The following is a 17,412-nucleotide window of genomic DNA, read 5'->3' as shown; positions in this document are numbered from 1 at the left end:
GCAAGATGGAAGGGTGAATTTTCTTTATTCGCCCCGGGGAATCGGCTGGGAACTATAGGGGAGCAACCTTAAAGGAAGCTGACAAGCGCCCCTCCGGCGAGAATGGCTGTGGCTGTGGCTGTGGCTGTGGCTGTGGCTGTGGCTGTGGCTGTGGCTGTGGCTGTGGCTGTGGCTGTGGCTGTGGCTGTGGCTGTGGCTTGGGCTTGGGCTTGGGCTTGGGCTTGGGCTTGGATGCGGGTGCGGGTGCGGGTGCGGGTGCGGGTGCGGGTGCGGGCTCCCTTGATCCCGGAAGCCCCGCCCTGGCCGGGCTTCCGGGATCAAGGGATAATGGCCCTCCCCCTGTTGATAGGCGCTCCATGACCGCCCCCCATTCTTCCTCCCAGCCCCGGCAGGTGCTCCTGGCCGCCTGTTTCGGCACCTTTCTGGAGTGGTACGACTTTCTCACCTTCGCCACCCTGGCTACCTATTTCGGGCCCCTGTTTTTCCCGCCGGAGCATCCCACCACCGGTCTGCTGGCCAGTCTGGCCACCTTCGGCGCGGGCATGGTAGTGCGCCCCCTGGGGGCGGCCCTGTTCGGCTCCCTGGGGGACCGGCTGGGACGGCGCAAAATTTTCATCCTGACCATCGTGCTCATGGGCCTGGCCACGGTAGGGGTGGGCCTGCTGCCCACCTATGGGCAGGTAGGTCTGGCGGCCCCCCTGGGATTACTGGCCCTGCGCCTGTTGCAGGGCCTTTCCGTGGGAGGGGAAATCGGCGGCAGTGCCGTCTACGTAACCGAACATGCGGCACCGGAGGCCCGGGGACGGCTCACCAGCGTGCTCCAGCTCATGGGGCCCCTGGGCATGATGGTCTCCACCCTCCAGGTGGTGCTGCTCCAGCACAGCCTGACCACCACGGATTTCCAGCAATGGGGCTGGCGGGTGCCCTTTTTGTTGTCCGCCCTGCTGCTGGCCCTTTCCCTGAAAAGCCGCATCGCCCTCCACGAATCCCCCGTATTCCGCCAGCTGGCCCGGGAACAGCGGCTGTCCGCCACTCCCCTGCGGGACTGCCTGGGGGACGGGGAAACCCGCAAACGCATGGCCCTGCTGTTTCTCTGCATTTCCAGCGGCGGCTCCCTGCTGTTTTTTTCCGCCCAGGTGTATAGCACCGTGTTTCTCAAAACCGTGGTGGGTCTGGAAAGCAGCCATGCCAGCGCCCTGGTGCTGGCCGCCACCCTGGCCCTCTTTCCCCTCACCGTGGCCTGCGGTGCCCTGTCCGACCGGATCGGCCGCCGCCCGGTGCTGCTGGCCGGCTTGTTGGTGGGGGCGGTGGGCTTGCTACCCGTGTTTGCCGGGCTGCTCCAGATAGGCAATCCGGATCTGGCCCGATTCAACGCCCAGGCCCTGGTACGGCTCCAGGGGCCGGACTGCGGCCCGACCTTGTGGCCTGGGGAGCACAATAGCTGCCGTCCCTTCCGGGAATCCCTGGCCCAGTTGGGAGTGGCCTATGACACGGCCCCCGCCCCCCACCCTGTCCTGACCATAGGCCGCCAGCAGCTAACCAGCCCCGATCCTGCCGCCATCAAGGCGGCCCTACAGACCGCGGGCTGGCCCGGACCCCGGGCCGCCCCGGGTTCGGACGCCCTCCTGTTCCTGCTGCTGCTCATTCCCATCCTGGCGGTGGCCCTGATCACCGGGCCCCAGACCGCCGTTCTGGCGGAACTGTTCCCCGCCCGCTTCCGCTATTCCGCCGTGGCCCTGCCCCACAATCTGGCGGCAGGCTGGATCGGGGGCCTGTCTCCTTTCCTGGTCACCCTCATCAATGTGGAAAGCGGCCAGCCCCTGGCCGGGCTGATCTACCCCAGCCTATTCCTGGCCCTGGCCCTGGGGGTGGGACTCAAATACCTGCCCGAGACCCGGGGCGTGGATTTGGGCCGCTGACCCCTTAGGGGGTGGTCTTGGCTTTTTTAGTCCGCCCGCTACGACTATCCTGGCCCACCAGACGGGTGGATTGATCCTTGGGATTAGCCCGCTTGGCGCTGATCTCCAGAGCCATGGCGCTAGGCGGTAACGCCTGGGAGGAAATCCGGGCGTATTTAGCCCGGGCGGCGGCAATGCGCCCGTCGATACGCTCCACGTTGTAACCCTTGGCCTGCATGGCGCGGCGGATTTGCAGGAGCCGCTCCAGTTCCGCCGGCGCCTGTTCCGAGCGACGGGCCAGGCCCCAGTCGGAACGGGGCCGGTTGGCCACGGCGGCGAATTCTTCCGGGGAGGAAATGGCCCGGGCCAGGGTCATGTGGTCAAACTTCACCGCCCATTCCAGGGCCCCATCTCCCCACTCGTTGCGTACCTTGGGGTCGGCGCCCCGCTCCAGGAGGTGCTTGGCCATGGCCTCATGGCCGTCGTACACCGCCATCATCAGCACACTGGAACCGTTGGGGGAACGGGCATTGATGTCCCCGCCCCGGGCCAGGAGCAAATCCACCACCTCCTGGTGACCGGCAAAGGCGCCGTAATGGAGGGCGGTCCACTGCCCGTTGGGCCGATTCACCGCCGCCCCGTGGTCCAGAAGCCAGCTCACCGCCCCGATCTGGCCTTTCCAGGCAGCCAGAAGCAGGGCCGTTTCCCCCAGGCTGTTGCGGTGTTCCACCGTTCCCCCGTGGGCCAGAAACAGTTCCATGAGGGGAATATTGCCGCTCCAAGCGCCGATCATAAGCCCCGTGCCAATCCGATCCGCCTCAAACTCCGGGTCCAGCCCCCCCTCCAGCCAGCGCCGGGCCTGGAACATGTCCCCCAGCTCCATGGCATGGCCGAAGCGCACCGGGTCCGGCAGCACCATGGGTTCCGGCTGGGAGGCCGAGGCGGGGCGGGCCACCGACGGGCGGTTGGCGCCCTGTAAGAGGGTGCTGTCCTGGGCCCCCGCCGTCCCCCCCCAAACCAGGAGAAAGGGCAGCGTCCAGGCCAATCCCTGGCCCTTGCCTTGCAGAAAAACCTTCATGGATAGGATTCCTTGTCTGGGGTTAAGTCCCTGGGGATGACGGGTAATAGGGGCGCCAGTCAAAACGCCCCCCGGCTGGGGTTATTGTATGGCCAGGGCCGGAGAAGAAAAGCCACGGCTTTCTGGACAGATAAGCCCCAACCAGGCCCTCATCATAGGGCTCCCCGGCGCTCACCGAGCCTACCAGCGCCATTGCCCGTCTGTATTTTCCGGGCCAGTAGTCTAAACTTACGCCAGCCTGGGAGCCAGGCCATACCCGCTCCCCGCCCCCTGTCCATGGAAACGCCAACGTTTTGCCCCCCTTTTCCCCCAATTCCCGATTGATTCTGGCCCTGGGCCTGTCCCTCCTGCTCCACGGTCTGGTGGTGACACCGCCCTGGCGGGGGATGGGGCGGGCGTCCCCGGATCGGGGGATGCCCCGTCTGGAGGCCCGCTTACGGATGCCACCACCGCCGCCCCCAAGGGCGACGCTGCCTGCCAAGCCAGTCCCCAAGTCCCTCCCCCCGGCACCGCCCCCCCGACCCAAAGCCAGCCCGGTGGTCCACAAGGCCCCGGCAGAAACCAAGGAAACGGCCCCCCATTCCCCCCCGGCCCAGGCACCTGCCCCGGTCCCCAAGTTGCAAGCCCCAGCCAAGCCCCGGGTGGTGATGAAAGCCCCCAACCCGGTGCTGCGGGCCGCCCAGGCCCAGCTGGCGGAATATCTCCCTTACCCCCCTGCCGCCGTGGCCCAGGGGCTGGAGGGAGAGACCCTGGTGCGGGTGTTTCTGGACGCCCAGGGCAATGCCCTGGCCGCCCGGGTGGAGCGGAGCAGTGGGGCCGCCCTGCTGGACGATGCGGCGGTGGCCGCCGCCCGGCGCCTCAAAGCCCTGCCCCAAGATGCCCCGGACGAGCTGCTGCTGCCGGTACGCTTCCGTCTTCACTAAAGCCCGCCACCGTTCATTCAACGGTCAGCTTGGCAGGCTAGAATGGCGCCCTTTCCGGGCCTTCCGCCCGTTTTCCCTCGCTTGATTGGAAGGAGTACTCCCCCATGTCCGGAGATCATTTTCACGTTCACGGCCCCCATGACCATGCGGTGGAACACGCCACCCAGGAGGCCAGCGGCGATAATTTCGCCTCCCGGCTGGCAGCCATGACCGCCGTGCTGTCCACCGTGGGCGCCCTCTTCAGCTACCAGGGGGGTGCCACCCAGAACAACGCCCTGCTACACAAGAACGAAGCCACCATCCGCAAGACGGAGGCGTCGGATCAATGGAATTTCTACCAGGCCAAGAGCAATAAGCAGAATCTGGCGGAACTGGCCCTGGTAATGGGCCCGGCGGCTACCCGGGAGCGTTATCAGCAGGACATCGCCCGCTACAAGCAGGAAAAGGCGGACATCAAAACCAAGGCGGAGGCCCTGGAGCAGTCGGCCAAGGCCGCGGAGGAACAGAGCGAGGTGGATATGCACAGCCACCATCGCTGGGCCCAGGCCATGACCGCCATTCAGGTGGCCATTTCCCTGGCCGCCATTACCCTGCTCGCCCGGCGGCGCTGGCTCCAGTACGCCACCTGGGGCGTGGGGGCCGCCGGGGTGGTTATCGGCCTCACTGCCCTGGCCCATCTTTGAGCTAGAGCCGCCCAGGGGAACCTGGCCCGTATCCCCCGAAAATTGGCGGTCGGGCCAGATCGCCACATTCAAGGCATCGGGCATTCCATGAAAAAAGGGGGCGGAAAAAATCCGCCCCCTTTTTTCTGCCTGGAGCCAGGACGCTCCAGCCACCGGATCAGACTAACACCGCCCCGCCCTGACGCTTAGCCATGGCCACCGCTTCCCGCACCGCCTCCTTCAGGCTGCCCGTATCGGCCCGACCGGTCCCGGCCAGATCCAGGGCCGTCCCGTGATCCACCGAGGTGCGGATAATGGGCAGGCCCAGGGTGACGTTGATGCCATGGCCGAAGGTGGCGAATTTCAGGGCCGCCAGGCCCTGGTCGTGATACATGGCCAGGACGCAATCCCCCCGGGCCAGCTGGGGTGGGGTGAACAGGGTGTCAGCGGGCAGGGGGCCGATCAGGTCCATACCCTGGGCCCGTAGGCGTTCCAGCACGGGGATTTGCACATCCAGCTCCTCCCGTCCCAGATAGCCCCCTTCCCCCGCGTGGGGATTAAGGCCGGCCACCAGAATGCGGGGCCGGGGGATGCCGTACTTGCGCCCCATATCCCGGTGCAGGATGGTGAGTACCTCTTCCAGCAGGGCCGGGGTAATGGCATCGGGCACGGCCCGCAGGGGTAGATGGGTGGTGGCCAGAGCCACCCGCAGGGGGCCGGGCTGGCCCAGGGGACCGTGGCCCCCCAGGGGGGATTGGCCCGCCAGCATCATCACCACCCGGGGGGTGGCCGTGTGGTCCGCCAGATATTCGGTATGGCCCGTGAAAGGCACCCCGGCCTGATTAATCACCCCCTTATGCACGGGGGCGGTGACCATGGCGGCAAATTCCCCGGCGCGGCAACCGGACAGGGCCCGATCCAGCAGGGACAGCACATAGGCCCCGTTGGCCGGGTCCAGAACCCCGGCTTGGGCAGGGGCCGCCAGGGGCAGATGGAGCACTTCCAGGGTACCGGCAGGAGGAAGGTAGGCCGGGTCCGCCCGATAGTCCTGCCAGACAACGGCCGCCCCTTTTCCGGCGCAGCGCTGGGCCAGGAGCTGCCGGTCCCCCAGCACCACCAGGCGGGCACCGAAATCTTCTTCCGTCAGGGCCCGGCACAGCTCGGGGCCAATACCGGCGGGTTCCCCGGAGGTGACCGCAATCAGGGGGCGGGTCATTCTTCGTTCAGCTTGTTTTCCACGTAGGCCCGGTCCCGCATCTGGCGCAACCAGTCCTGATAATCCTCATCCGCCCGCCGATCCCTCAGCACCTGCCGGGCCAGCACCCGGCGCCGCTCGTCGGACACGTCCTGGGTACGCCGTTCCAGCACCTGGATCAGGTGGAAACCGAACTGGGTCTGGACGGGCTGGCTGATTTCCCCCACTTTAAGCTGGTCCATGGCCCGCTCAAATTCGGGCACCGTATCCCCGGGATAAACCCAGCCCAGATCGCCCCCCTTGGAGGCGGTGCCGTCCTGGGAATAGAGGCGGGCCAGTTCGGCGAAGTCGCCCCCATGTTCCAGCCGTTCCCGCACCGCTTGCAACTTGCGCCGGGCTTCGTCCTCCGACACCAGTTCATTGACCTTGATAAGGATGTGCCGGGCATGGGTCTGCTGCACCGGGGGCAGGGCCGCGCCGCCCCCCCGCTTTTCCAGCAGACGGACGATGTGGAAACCATTGGGGCTATGGAGCAGGGGCGACACTTCCCCGGGCTGGAGCTTGGCCGCCGCTTCCGCGTAGAGGTTGGGTAGCCGGTCCGCCGGACGGACGCCCAGATCGCCCCCTTCCAGGGCATCGGGGGCATCCGAATAGGCCGCCGCCACCTGGGCGAAGTCATCCCCCTTACGCAGATGCTCCATGATCTGCTCCGCCTTGGCCTTGAGCTTTTGCAGCTGCTCCGGGCTGGCCCCTTCCGGGGTACGCACCAGAATGTGGGCCAGATGGTATTCCGGGGTAACCCCCGCCTGGGCCTGACCCGCCAGGTAGTTATCCACTTCCCCTTCGGAAATGTTGATCTTGCTATCCACTTCCCGGTTTTTCAGCCGGGAAATGAGCATTTCGTCCCGAATTTCCTCCCGGAATTTGACGAAGGCCACCCCGTCTTTTTCCAGGGCCTTACGGAACTGGTCCGGAGTCATTTTGTTATTGGCCGCAATCCGGTTGATAGCCATATCCAGTTCCCCGTCCTCCACATGGAGGCCGTTTTCCTTGGCGTACTGAACCTGGATCCGATCCATGATCATCCGTTCCAGCATCTGCTTTTGCAGCACTTCCTGGGGGGGGAGTTCCGTGCCCTGGCGCTTCAGCTGGCTGACCACGGAATCCAGACGACTTTGCAGTTCGTGGAGGGTAATCACTTCATCGTTGACCACCGCCACCACCCGATCCGCTTCCACCGGCTCCTGGGGCAGAGGGGGGGCGGCCCGGACCAGGCCCGCCAGGCTAAGGAGAAATAAACAAAACAGCAGACGCTTCATGGCAATCTCGCTAGGAATTATTGGCTGCCGAATACGGGATCGGCGGCCGGCTGATTGATGCGGCCGTAGCCGGGGATGGAACGGCGCAGAATATCCAGGGGATTGGAGCCGATCCGGGAGAAGTCGTTCAGCTCCAACTGGACGAAGAAGGCGGTGGAGGAAGAACCGGTGGTGGTGGCATAGCGTTGCAGCACCACCCGGCTGACCCAGCAGCCCCCGTTGTATTCCATGCCCCCCACCGCTTCGATGATGCGCTTGTCCTGAATGGAGTAGTTATAACGGCCCACCCCGCTCCAGCCGCCGGAAAGGGGCCACTGGCCGGAGAAGTCCACCTGTTTCAAGAGATCCCGGGTGAAGCGATAACCCGCGTTCAAGACCTTCCCCGTATCCGGCTGATAACGGCCGGACAGGGTGAAGCGCTCGGTACGCTTGTCATTGGGGTTGTACTGGATGGCGGAATCCGTATAAATCTTGGGCAGCACCCGGCCGGACAGGGCGGCCAAGAAATCGGAGGTACGGTTGGTCCGCACTTCGTCCCCCGGGTTCAGAGTCACCACCTGATCCCGGAAGTAGAGCCGCTGGCCCACCATGCCCTTCAGGTATTCCACCCCCGTATTGGGATCCACCAGACGGGAGGTCAGCGCCGCCGTCAGCTGGTTGGCGTCGGCGATCCTATCCTGCCCGGAATAAATGTTTTCCGAGAAAATCTGACCGAAATTAAAGTCCGCCAACCCCGTATCGAAGAGGGGAATGTTGTCCTGGTTTTTGGCCTTCACATTCAGGTAGTACAGCCGGGGTTCCAGGGTCTGGACGTAATCCCGGCCAAAGACGGCCAGGGGCCGTTCAAAGGTGGCCCCCGCATCCACACTGAAAATGGGCAGATCCCGGGTAACATTGTCGTCCCCCGTGGTGGTACGCCGGGTCAGATCGTAGCGGGTCATGTGCAGCCCGATCTTGGGGGTGACGTAATACCCGGAAGTGACCATGGGCAGGGACAGCTGGGGATAAAGCACGGTCCGCTTGCCCACGTCAAAGGTGGGATGCTCAAAGTCCGTGTATTGGCCGTACAGGGCCACATCCGTGCCCCCCAGGTAATCGGGGCGGCGGGCATTCAGGGTCAGCTGGGGTTGCAGACTGTAGGGCTTGGTCACCGGATTGGCCGGGTCCGTCTGCAAGGTCTGGTAATGGAGCACCCGGGCCTGGGCATTCCACCAAGTGGAATTGTAAAAGAGGTTACCTTCCCGGGCCAGATTGCTCTGGGAAGCAATGCCAATGCGACTGGACAAGTCAGTAAAGTAGTTGTCGTCGGAGACCTTATTGATATCCAAGCGGCCGGAGAAGCCATTCGCAAAGGTTTGATTATGCTGCCAGAACAACGCGCTCCGAGTCATTCCCGCCAGCTTGTCCTGGGGCAGATTCTCATAACGGAAGGTACCGTTATAGCCGTAGTTCAGATAGCGAACCTCCGTCCCCAGTTGCAAACCTCGCTTGGTGATTTCCCGACCGATTACCGTTGCGTCGTAATTGGGAGCGATATTCCAGTAATAGGGCAGGGTGATGTCCATGCCCCCGGTGGAGGTACTGCCGATGGTAGGGGGCAGCAGGCCAGACTGGCGTTTGTCCGCTAAGGAAAAGTCCATGGAAGGCACATAAAAAATGGGCTTATCCTTGAAGTACAAGGTGCTAGCCCGGCCTTCCCCTACTTCCCGTTCGTAATCCAGGTTGAGGGTATCGGTTTTCAGATACCAGTCATCATTGCCCGGCTTACAGGTGGTATAGGTGGCATTGTTCAACTGGTAATGGTCTTCCCCCTGGAAATCGATGGAATCGGCCTGGCCCCGGCCCTCCACGATTTTTTTGCCGTACACCTTACCCACGGTCATGGGCTGGCCCATGATTTCCTGGGTCACTTCTTGCTGGAAGGTATAGCTGGGGCTTTGGAACGCCCCAATCTTGTCCCCCAGCTTCATGTGTAATTTTGGCCCGGAAATGACGCTGTTCTCCTGGGTCAGCACCACGTTGCTTTCCGCATCCACCTCGTCTTCCACCTGATGGAAGGTCATTTTGTCGGCGGTGAGTACGGAACCGTAGCGGCGCAGTTCTCCGTTGCCTTCCAGCACGGATTCCCGGTCATTGACTCCGTACATTTTGTCCGCCGCCAGGAAGGTGGGACGGGCATCCCCGTTTTTGGGCAGGGGGGGCATGGACTTAGCGAGGCGCAGGGAGAGGCCCGGGCCCGTATCCGCTCCGGTGAGCCGGGCATTTTCCCCGCTCTCATCCTCCGCCCGGCGCATGGCCAGGGGCAGATTGGTACTCACGTCCAGAGGCGTTTCCTCCCCCACGGCGGGCTCAGGAGCAGCCACGGTGGCTGCCGGAACGGCTGGCTGGGCTTGGGGAAGCGGGGCTGGTCCGGCCACCGGCGTGGGCCGGGACGCGGCCGTCTTGCGGGAACGGCGGGGCGGAGCGGCCTGGGGCAGATCGGCGCTGCTTTCGGGGGCGACAGTCCGGGGCTGCCGTGCTGGGGCTGGCGCTGGAGCAACTGGCGCGCTTTCCGGCAGGGGGCTAGCAGCGGGAAGGGGGGCCGCCGTCACGGGCTGCACCACGGCGCGGGCCGGCGCCAGATCGGTGGCTTTGGGAGGTAAGGGGGGCAGGCCGAGCAGAGCCGGATCCACCGCCAGGGGCGGCAGAGTACCGGCCTGGGCCGTTGCCGCCAGGGGGCCGCCGACGGCCCCGGCAAAGCCACAGCAAATCAAAAGTGCCAGCGGGCGTCGGGGAAATACCATGGAATATTCGTTTTCTAGCCCGGGGAAGAAGGCCCGGCGCGGGTGCTAAAATCGCGCCATTTTAGCATTAACCCTTGAAGGAGAAGCGGCATGCCGCGCAATCAGCTGCTGCGGGACTGGATTGCCCGCCAGTACCCGGGAGAATCCCTGGACATTCAACCCGCTTCCGCGGACGCCAGTTTTCGCCGTTACTTCCGCCTCCAATTCGCCGACGAACGGCCTTCCCTGATTGTCATGGATGCCCCGCCGGGCCATGAAGACTGCCGCCCCTGGCTGAAGGTGGGGGCCCTGTTTGCCGCCGCTGGGGTCCATGTGCCCCGGGTGCTGGCCCAGGACTTGGAACTGGGCTTTCTCATGCTCTCCGACCTGGGCAACACCACCTATCTCGCCGTACTGAACCAGGACAACGCCCCGGCCCTTTACGGGGAGGCCCTCACCGCCCTGGTCCGCATCCAGCAAGCCAGCCAGCCCGGGGTCTTGCCCGCCTATGACCGGCCCCTACTGGAACGGGAACTGGATCTGTTCCCCGACTGGTATGTGAACAAACACCTGGGCAAAACCCTCACCCCGGCCCAGGAAAAGGTCTGGCAGACCGCCAAGGAGAAGCTCCTGGCCAATGTACTGGCCCAGCCCCAGGGCTATGTGCACCGGGATTACCACTCCCGCAACCTCATGGTCAGCGACCCTAATCCGGGAATCATCGACTTCCAGGACGCGGTGTACGGCCCCCTCACCTACGATCCCGTCTCCCTGTTCCGGGACGCCTATATCAGCTGGGAGGAAGAACAGGAGCTGGATTGGGTGATCCGCTACTGGGAACTGGCCCGCCGGGCCAAGCTGCCCGTGCCCGCCGCCTTCGACGACTTCTACCGGGATTACGAGTGGATGGGGGCCCAGCGCCAGCTCAAGGTTCTAGGCATTTTCGCCCGGCTCTATCACCGGGATGGCAAGGACGGCTACCTGGCGGATATGCCCCGGGTCATGGCCTACCTGCGCCGCACCTGCGAACGTTACGGGGAGCTGCGCCCCCTCTGGCGCCTGCTGGAAGAGTTGGAACCCAGCGTCAGCCAGGTGGGTTACACCTTCTAGGATCGGCCCATGAAAGCCATGATTCTGGCCGCCGGACGGGGGGAACGCATGCGCCCCCTCACGGACCACACCCCCAAGCCCCTCCTGGCCGTGGGAGGCAAACCCCTCATCGTCTGGCACCTGGAACGTCTGGCCGCCGCCGGGTTCCGGGAAGTGGTGATCAACCACGCCCACCTGGGCGCCCAGATCGAAGCCGCCCTGGGCCAGGGCCAGGCTTGGGGCCTGCACATCGCCTACTCTCCCGAACCCCCCGGAGCCCTGGAAACCGCCGGAGGCATTGCCACCGCCCTCCCCCTCCTGGGGGACGAGCCCTTTCTCGTGGTTAACGGGGACGTGTATTGCGATTGGCCCTTCGCCCGGGCCCGGCAGCTGGACCTGGGTACCAACCTAGCCCACATCGTCCTGGTGCCCAACCCGCCCCACCATCCCCAGGGGGATTTTGCCCTGGATGACCGGGGCCAGGTGGGTAACACCGGGCCGGTGCGCTACACCTACAGCGGCCTGGGGGTTTACCATCCGGCCCTGTTCGCCCACACCCCGCCCCATCAGGGGGCCAAGCTGGCGCCCCTGCTGCGCCAGGCCGCCGACGGCCACCGTCTGGGGGGCGAATTACACCCGGGTCGCTGGGAAGACGTGGGCACCCCGGAACGGCTGGCCAGCCTGGACCGGGAACTCGCCGCCCCTTCCGCCCCCTAATTTTTATCCCCGGACCTTTTGCCAGGACATTTTCCATGCATCCTTCCCACCTTGCCCCCTACGCTGCCCGCCGGACCCGCCTGCTGGCGGACATGGGCGCCGGGCTAGCGATCATCCCCACCGCCCCTGAACGCCCCCGCAACCGGGATAACTACCACCCTTACCGGGCGGATTCCTATTTCTGGTATCTCACCGCCTTCCCCGAGCCAGAAGCCGTATTGGTCCTGGCCGGCCCCCGCCACCCGGGGGAAGCCCCCCAGAGCATTCTCTTCTGCCGGGACAAGGATGAAGAACAGGAAATCTGGCAGGGCTTCCGCTACGGCCCGGAAGGGGCCCGGACGGCCTTCGGCTTCGACGCCGCCTATTCCATCAATGAACTGGACGCCCGTCTGCCGGAACTGATGGCGGACCGCCCCACCCTGTGGCACTCCCTGGGCCACGACAGTGCCTGGGATGAGCGCATCGCCACGGCCTTGAACGGGGTGCGGGCCCAGGCCCGGGCTGGCAAGCGGGCCCCGGAAGAAATTCGGGATTTGCGCTCCCGCCTGGACGCCATGCGCCGGGTCAAGGATCACCACGAAATCGCCGTCATGGGCAAAGCCGCCGCCATCGGCTCCGCCGGGCACCTGCGGGCCATGCGGGCCTGCCGCCCGGGGATGATGGAATACCAGCTGGAAGCGGAACTGAGCTACGAATTCCGCCGCCTGGGCGCCGACGGCCACTCCTTCAATCCCATTGTGGCAGGCGGCCGGAACGCCTGTACCCTGCACTACGACAGCAATCACCAGGCCTTGAAAGACGGGGATCTGGTGCTCATCGACGCGGGCTGCGAAGTGGAAGGCTACGCCTCGGACATCACCCGGACCTTCCCGGTGAGCGGCCGTTTCACCTCGGTGCAGAAGGACGTCTATGAAATCGTCCTGGCGTCCCAGGCCGCCGCCATCGCCGCCTCCCGGCCCGGGGTACCGTTTATGACGCCCCATGAAGCCACCGTCCGGGTCTTGACCCAGGGGATGGTGGATCTGGGCCTACTCCAGGGCAGCGTGGACGGCCTGCTGGAGAATGGGGACTACAAACGTTTCTACATGCACCGCACCGGCCACTGGGTAGGCCTGGATGTGCACGACGCGGGCCCCTACAAGGACGGGGACAGCTGGACCTTGCTCCAACCGGGCATGACCGTCACCGTGGAACCGGGCCTCTACCTGCGCCCGGGCCCGGGAGTGCCCGAAGCGCTGGCGGGCATCGGTATCCGCATTGAGGACGACATTCTCATTACCGCCGACGGCTGTGCGGTTTACACCACCGCCCCCAAGACCGTGGCGGACATTGAAGCGGTGATGCGCCATGACGCCTGAGCCCCAGACCAGCCAGGACACCCCAGCCGCCCCCCGGGAAGCACCGGAAATCATCATTCTGGGGGCCGGGCCGGTGGGTATGACCCTGGCCCTGGCCCTGTCCCGGGGCGGTCGCCGGGTGGCTCTGGTGGATAAAGCCCCCCGGGGCAGTTACGGGGGCGACCCCCGGGCCCTGGCCCTGTCCCACGGCGCCCGCCAGCTCCTGGGGCAACTGGACGCCTGGAACACGGCCGCCGCCACCCCCATCGAAGAAATCCACGTCTCCCAGCGGGGCGGCTTTGGTCGCACCCTGATGCATGCCCGGGATTACGGGCTTCCCGCCCTGGGCTACGTGCTGCGCTACGGTGCCGTGGCCCAGGCCCTGGACGCCCGGCTGGATACGGCTCCTGGCCTCAGTCTCTGGCATGGCCACCAGGTCACCCGGGTTGAAGCCCAAGACGGGGCCATGACCGTCCAGCTCACCGGCCCCACCGGGAACACGATCCTCCGCGCCCCCCTGCTGGTGCACGGGGAAGGCACGCCCTACGACGACCCGGAGGTGCCGGTGCGGGAATACGGCCAACAGGCCCTGCTGGCCGAGGTCCGCATTGAGGGCAGCCACGGTGGCCGGGCCTGGGAACGCTTCACCCCCGGCGGCCCCCTGGCCCTCCTGCCCCTGGAGGACGGTTTCGCCATCGTGTTCACCGTCAGGGAAAAGGAAGCAGACAGCCTCCTGGCTTTGGACGACACCGCCTTCCTGGCCGTGCTCCAGGAACGCTTCGGCCAGCGCCACCGCTTTACCGCCGTGGGCCCCCGCTCCCACTTTCCCCTGGCCTTGCGGGTGCGCCCCACCCTGGTCCGGGGCCGGGAAGTGTGGGTGGGCAACAGCGCCCAGACCCTGCACCCGGTCTCCGGCCAGGGCTTTAACCTGGGCCTGCGAGATGCCTGGGAACTGGCCCGGCGCCTCAATGCCGGACGGCCCGGAGACGATCCAGGGGAAGCCGGGCGCCTGGCGGCCTATGCCGCCGGACGGCGGGCGGACCGGCAGGGAGGCGCCCTTTTTACGGACACCATCGTGCGTCTCTTCTCCAACGACCAGCCCGGCCTACGCCTGATCCGGGGCCTGGGCCTCACCGCCCTGGATCTCTTTCCGGGAGCCCGCCATTTCGTCGCCAAGCGCATGATCTGGGGCGCCCGGGCCTGGCCTTAAAAGGTAGGGGACGCCCCCTGGGGAGGGGGCACCCCCATCCCAGGGAACCGGGTAGGGAAAATCCTACCCCAACCCGGGGTGGTGACTATTTTTTAAGCGCCGGGTGGAGTACAATTCGCCCCCTTGCCGCCCCTTTCCAAGAACGCGGCCTCCCCTGTCCCACCGGCACGTCCCGCCCCCTTTGCGCCCGTTGCCCCTTGCTAACCGCTTGAACCGAGAGCTTTTTGCCGCCATGGAATTTGTTGGCCACACTTTGCGCAACAACCTCTTCGTCGCTCCCATGGCGGGGGTTACGGACCGGCCCTTTCGGCAGCTGTGCAAGCAATTGGGCGCCGGTCTGGCGGTGTCCGAAATGGTCACCTCCAATTCCCTGCTCTACGGCAGCAAAAAGACTCAGCGCCGGGCCAATCACGAAGGGGAAGCGGACCCCATTTCCGTACAGATCGCCGGGGCTGATCCGGCCATGATGGCCGAGGCGGCCCGCTACAACGTGAGCCGGGGCGCCCAGATTATCGACATCAACATGGGCTGCCCGGCCAAGAAAATCTGCAATGTGATGGCCGGTTCCGCCCTGCTGCGGGACGAGCCCCTGGTGCAACGCATTCTGGAAGCGGTGGTGCAGGCCGTGCCCGACACTCCGGTCACCCTGAAAATCCGCACCGGCTGGGACGCAGAAAACCGTAACGCCTTGGCCATTCTGAAAATCGCCCAAGCCGCCGGTATCCGGGCCCTGACCATCCATGGCCGCACCCGCTGCCAGCAATACACCGGGGAAGCGGAATACGACACCATCCGGGCGGTCAAAGCCGCCGCCACCATTCCCATCATCGCCAACGGGGACATCACCTCCCCGGAAAAGGCCAAATTGGTGCTGGATTACACCGGGGCTGACGGGGTCATGGTGGGCCGGGCCGCCCAGGGCCGCCCCTGGATTTTCCGGGAAATCGAACACTATCTGAAAACCGGCCAGACTCTGCCCGCCCCGGAAGTCCGGGAAATCCACCGGATTCTCCTGGCCCACCTGGACGACCTCTACAGTTTCTACGGGGTGGAAGCCGGAGTGCGCATCGCCCGCAAGCATATTTCCTGGTACACCCGGGGCCTGGTGGGCTCGGCCCATTTCCGCCATCACATGAATCAGTTGCCCACTCTGGAAATGCAGCAGCAGGCGGTCAACGACTTCTTTTTCTCCCTGGCGGACCAGGGGGAACGTTTGCAGTACGCGCCGGAGGCAGGGGAGATTCCGGCATCCGAAGCAGCACCCCGGAATCTGGCCGCCTAACTCCGCAGTTCGACGGAGCAAGGGACGGCCAACGGGTTATTTTTGAGAGAAGGCAGGGAGGCCATGAGCCGTAACAATGATATTTCCACCTGCGTTTACGGGGCTCTGGAACAGTATTTCCGGGACCTGGACGGGGAAAAGCCCGCCGCCGTCTACGACATGGTGCTGAAGAGCGTGGAAAAACCCATGCTGCAAGTCGTACTCGCCCAAGCCGGAGGCAACCAGACCCTGGCCGCTGAAATTCTGGGCATTAACCGCAACACCCTGCGCAAAAAACTGGTGGAGTACCAGCTCATCGCCTGAGCCCGCCCCGCCCCTTTTTTTCGCCCACCGTTTTCATTCCGCCACACACATTCACTTCACAACTGACATCATGAAAATCCGTCAAGCTTTGATCTCCGTTTCCGACAAACGGGGCGTTCTCGAATTTGCCCGGGGCCTGGCCGCCCAGGGCGTGAAACTGCTGTCCACCGGCGGCACCGCCAAAATGCTGCGGGAAGCCGGTCTGACCGTCACCGAGATCGGCGACTACACGGGTTTTCCGGAAATGCTGGATGGCCGGGTGAAGACCCTCCATCCCAAGGTCCACGGCGGCATCCTGGCCCGCCGGGATCTGCCCGCCCACATGGCCACCATCGAAAAGCACGGCATTCCCATGATTGACCTGGTGTGCGTCAATCTCTATCCCTTCCGGGAAACGGTGGCCAAGCCCGACGTCACCCTGGCGGACGCTATTGAAAACATCGACATCGGCGGCCCGGCCATGGTCCGCTCCTCCGCCAAGAATTACGCTGGCGTGGCCATCGTCACCGATCCGGCGGACTACCAGCCCCTGCTGGACGAAATGCACGCCCATGAAGGGGCCCTGACCCTGGAGACCCGTTTCTCCCTGGCCAAGAAGGCTTTCACCCACACCGCCCGCTACGATTCCGCCATCGCCAACTGGCTCACCAGCCTGGACGAACAGAATCAGCCCCAGCAGTTCCCCGCCGCCTTCCACACCGCCTACGACCGTATCGAAGTGCTGCGCTACGGGGAAAACCCCCACCAAAAGGCCGCCTTCTACCGGGATCCGGAGCCGGTGGCCGGGGGCATCGCCAACTTCACCCAGTTGCAGGGCAAGGAACTGTCCTACAACAACATCGCGGATGCGGATGCGGCCTGGGAATGCGTCAAGACCTTCACCACCCCGGCCTGCGTCATCGTCAAGCACGCCAATCCCTGTGGCGTAGCCATCGGCGCCGCCCATCTGGAAGCCTATGAAAAGGCCTTCCAGACCGACTCCACCTCGGCCTTCGGCGGCATCATCGCCTTCAACGGCACGGTGGATGTGGATGTGGTGAACGCCATGGGCGCCCGCAAGCACTTCGTCGAAGTGCTCATCGCCCCGGGCTTCACCGATGGGGCCCGAGCCCTGCTCGCCGCCAAGCAAAACCTGCGGGTTCTGGAAGTGCCCCTGGAACGGGCCTACCAGGCCTTTGAGCTGAAGCGCATCGGCGGCGGCCTGCTGGTCCAAACCCCGGACATGTTCAATGTCCAGCCCGACCACTTGAAGGTGGTGACCAAGAAGGCCCCCACCGACGCCCAGCTGGAAGACCTGCTCTTCGCCTACCGGGTGGCCAAGTTCGTTAAATCCAACGCCATCGTCTTCTGCGGCGGCGGCATGACCCTGGGGGTGGGCGCCGGACAAATGAGCCGGGTGGACTCCACCCGCATCGCCGCCATCAAGGCCAAGAATGCGGGCCTTTCCCTGGCCGGTTCCTGTGTGGCTTCCGACGCCTTCTTCCCCTTCCGGGACGGGGTGGACGTGCTGGCCGAAGCCGGTGCCCTGGCGGTGATCCAGCCCGGCGGCTCGGTGCGGGACGCGGAAGTCATCGCCGCGGCGGACGAACATGGCCTGGCCATGGTCTTCACCGGCGCCCGTCACTTCCGCCACTAGG

14 protein-coding genes are annotated in these 17,412 nt (G+C 65.1%); 10 read left to right on the top strand and 4 right to left on the bottom strand.

What is annotated here, in order from left to right; all coding sequences use genetic code 11:
- The first annotated feature begins 356 nt into the window (after positions 1-356).
- Positions 357-1,919 (top strand): MFS transporter, encoded by a 1,563-nt coding sequence (locus Azoinq_RS10255; protein WP_216129398.1) that lies wholly within the window; start codon positions 357-359, stop codon positions 1,917-1,919.
- 4 nt (positions 1,920-1,923) lie between these two features.
- Here Azoinq_RS10255 and Azoinq_RS10250 read toward each other — a convergent pair whose 3' ends face one another.
- A complete protein-coding gene (locus Azoinq_RS10250; protein WP_216129400.1) occupies positions 1,924-2,976 on the bottom strand; it encodes an ankyrin repeat domain-containing protein in 1,053 nt (350 codons plus the stop codon).
- Between the two features lie 293 nt (positions 2,977-3,269).
- Here Azoinq_RS10250 and Azoinq_RS10245 point away from each other — a divergent pair, with 293 nt between their 5' ends.
- Positions 3,270-3,899: a TonB family protein gene (locus Azoinq_RS10245; protein ID WP_216129402.1), complete on the top strand. Its 630-nt coding sequence runs from the start codon at positions 3,270-3,272 to the stop codon at positions 3,897-3,899.
- Positions 3,900-4,003: 104 nt separating this feature from the next.
- Positions 4,004-4,582, top strand: a complete 579-nt coding sequence (locus Azoinq_RS10240) for a DUF4337 domain-containing protein (protein ID WP_216129404.1) — start codon at positions 4,004-4,006, stop codon at positions 4,580-4,582.
- A gap of 157 nt (positions 4,583-4,739) precedes the next feature.
- On the opposite strand, the gene pdxA is transcribed toward Azoinq_RS10240, so the two are convergent.
- The 3 genes from pdxA to lptD are packed head-to-tail and all read right to left on the bottom strand — an operon-like array spanning position 4,740 to position 9,858.
- Positions 4,740-5,777 carry a 4-hydroxythreonine-4-phosphate dehydrogenase PdxA gene (gene pdxA, locus Azoinq_RS10235; RefSeq protein ID WP_216129406.1) on the bottom strand — a complete coding sequence of 346 codons (1,038 nt, stop codon included), beginning with the start codon at positions 5,775-5,777 and terminating at the stop codon, positions 4,740-4,742.
- The gene (locus tag Azoinq_RS10230) at positions 5,774-7,075 is read right to left on the bottom strand and encodes a peptidylprolyl isomerase (protein ID WP_216129408.1); all 1,302 of its coding nucleotides are present in this window, start codon (positions 7,073-7,075) and stop codon (positions 5,774-5,776) included. Before Azoinq_RS10230 ends, pdxA begins: the two co-directional genes overlap by 4 nt.
- A 17-nt stretch (positions 7,076-7,092) precedes the next feature.
- A complete protein-coding gene (lptD, locus tag Azoinq_RS10225) occupies positions 7,093-9,858 on the bottom strand; it encodes an LPS assembly protein LptD (protein ID WP_232368458.1) in 2,766 nt (921 codons plus the stop codon).
- A gap of 90 nt (positions 9,859-9,948) precedes the next feature.
- Here lptD and Azoinq_RS10220 point away from each other — a divergent pair, with 90 nt between their 5' ends.
- From Azoinq_RS10220 to purH, 7 genes are all read left to right on the top strand, one after another.
- Positions 9,949-10,947, top strand: coding sequence for an aminoglycoside phosphotransferase family protein (locus Azoinq_RS10220; protein WP_216129410.1), 999 nt, complete (start codon positions 9,949-9,951; stop codon positions 10,945-10,947).
- A 9-nt stretch (positions 10,948-10,956) separates the two neighbouring features.
- On the top strand, positions 10,957-11,643 hold the full coding sequence (murU, locus tag Azoinq_RS10215; RefSeq protein ID WP_232368457.1) for an N-acetylmuramate alpha-1-phosphate uridylyltransferase MurU: 687 nt from the start codon (positions 10,957-10,959) through the stop codon (positions 11,641-11,643).
- Positions 11,644-11,678: 35 nt separating this feature from the next.
- Positions 11,679-13,001 carry an aminopeptidase P N-terminal domain-containing protein gene (locus Azoinq_RS10210; RefSeq protein WP_216129412.1) on the top strand — a complete coding sequence of 441 codons (1,323 nt, stop codon included), beginning with the start codon at positions 11,679-11,681 and terminating at the stop codon, positions 12,999-13,001.
- A complete protein-coding gene (locus Azoinq_RS10205; protein ID WP_216129414.1) occupies positions 12,991-14,190 on the top strand; it encodes an FAD-dependent monooxygenase in 1,200 nt (399 codons plus the stop codon). Before Azoinq_RS10210 ends, Azoinq_RS10205 begins: the two co-directional genes overlap by 11 nt.
- Positions 14,191-14,422: 232 nt before the next feature.
- The gene (gene dusB / locus Azoinq_RS10200; RefSeq protein WP_216129416.1) at positions 14,423-15,472 is read left to right on the top strand and encodes a tRNA dihydrouridine synthase DusB; all 1,050 of its coding nucleotides are present in this window, start codon (positions 14,423-14,425) and stop codon (positions 15,470-15,472) included.
- Between the two features lie 63 nt (positions 15,473-15,535).
- Positions 15,536-15,775, top strand: a complete 240-nt coding sequence (locus Azoinq_RS10195) for a helix-turn-helix domain-containing protein (protein WP_216129418.1) — start codon at positions 15,536-15,538, stop codon at positions 15,773-15,775.
- 70 nt (positions 15,776-15,845) lie between these two features.
- Positions 15,846-17,411, top strand: a complete 1,566-nt coding sequence (gene purH / locus Azoinq_RS10190) for a bifunctional phosphoribosylaminoimidazolecarboxamide formyltransferase/IMP cyclohydrolase (protein ID WP_216129420.1) — start codon at positions 15,846-15,848, stop codon at positions 17,409-17,411.
- Position 17,412 lies beyond the last annotated feature (1 nt).

Origin of the sequence: Azospira inquinata (assembly GCF_018905915.1) — a bacterium.
GTDB lineage: Bacteria > Pseudomonadota > Gammaproteobacteria > Burkholderiales > Rhodocyclaceae > Azospira > Azospira inquinata.
Note: the sequence above shows the minus strand (reverse complement) of the source record. Positions and strands in the feature narration are given on the sequence as shown.

Excerpts from the sequence above, each read along its gene's own strand:
- Azoinq_RS10255 (WP_216129398.1), top strand. The coding sequence starts at position 357 with ATGACCGCCCCCCATTCTTCCTCCCAGCCCCGGCAGGTGCTCCTGGCC.
- Azoinq_RS10250 (WP_216129400.1), bottom strand. The coding sequence starts at position 2,976 with ATGAAGGTTTTTCTGCAAGGCAAGGGCCAGGGATTGGCCTGGACGCTG.
- Azoinq_RS10240 (WP_216129404.1), top strand. The coding sequence starts at position 4,004 with ATGTCCGGAGATCATTTTCACGTTCACGGCCCCCATGACCATGCGGTG.
- pdxA (WP_216129406.1), bottom strand. The coding sequence starts at position 5,777 with ATGACCCGCCCCCTGATTGCGGTCACCTCCGGGGAACCCGCCGGTATT.
- Azoinq_RS10230 (WP_216129408.1), bottom strand. The coding sequence starts at position 7,075 with ATGAAGCGTCTGCTGTTTTGTTTATTTCTCCTTAGCCTGGCGGGCCTG.
- lptD (WP_232368458.1), bottom strand. The coding sequence starts at position 9,858 with ATGGTATTTCCCCGACGCCCGCTGGCACTTTTGATTTGCTGTGGCTTT.
- Azoinq_RS10220 (WP_216129410.1), top strand. The coding sequence starts at position 9,949 with ATGCCGCGCAATCAGCTGCTGCGGGACTGGATTGCCCGCCAGTACCCG.
- murU (WP_232368457.1), top strand. The coding sequence starts at position 10,957 with ATGAAAGCCATGATTCTGGCCGCCGGACGGGGGGAACGCATGCGCCCC.
- Azoinq_RS10210 (WP_216129412.1), top strand. The coding sequence starts at position 11,679 with ATGCATCCTTCCCACCTTGCCCCCTACGCTGCCCGCCGGACCCGCCTG.
- Azoinq_RS10205 (WP_216129414.1), top strand. The coding sequence starts at position 12,991 with ATGACGCCTGAGCCCCAGACCAGCCAGGACACCCCAGCCGCCCCCCGG.
- dusB (WP_216129416.1), top strand. The coding sequence starts at position 14,423 with ATGGAATTTGTTGGCCACACTTTGCGCAACAACCTCTTCGTCGCTCCC.
- Azoinq_RS10195 (WP_216129418.1), top strand. The coding sequence starts at position 15,536 with ATGAGCCGTAACAATGATATTTCCACCTGCGTTTACGGGGCTCTGGAA.
- purH (WP_216129420.1), top strand. The coding sequence starts at position 15,846 with ATGAAAATCCGTCAAGCTTTGATCTCCGTTTCCGACAAACGGGGCGTT.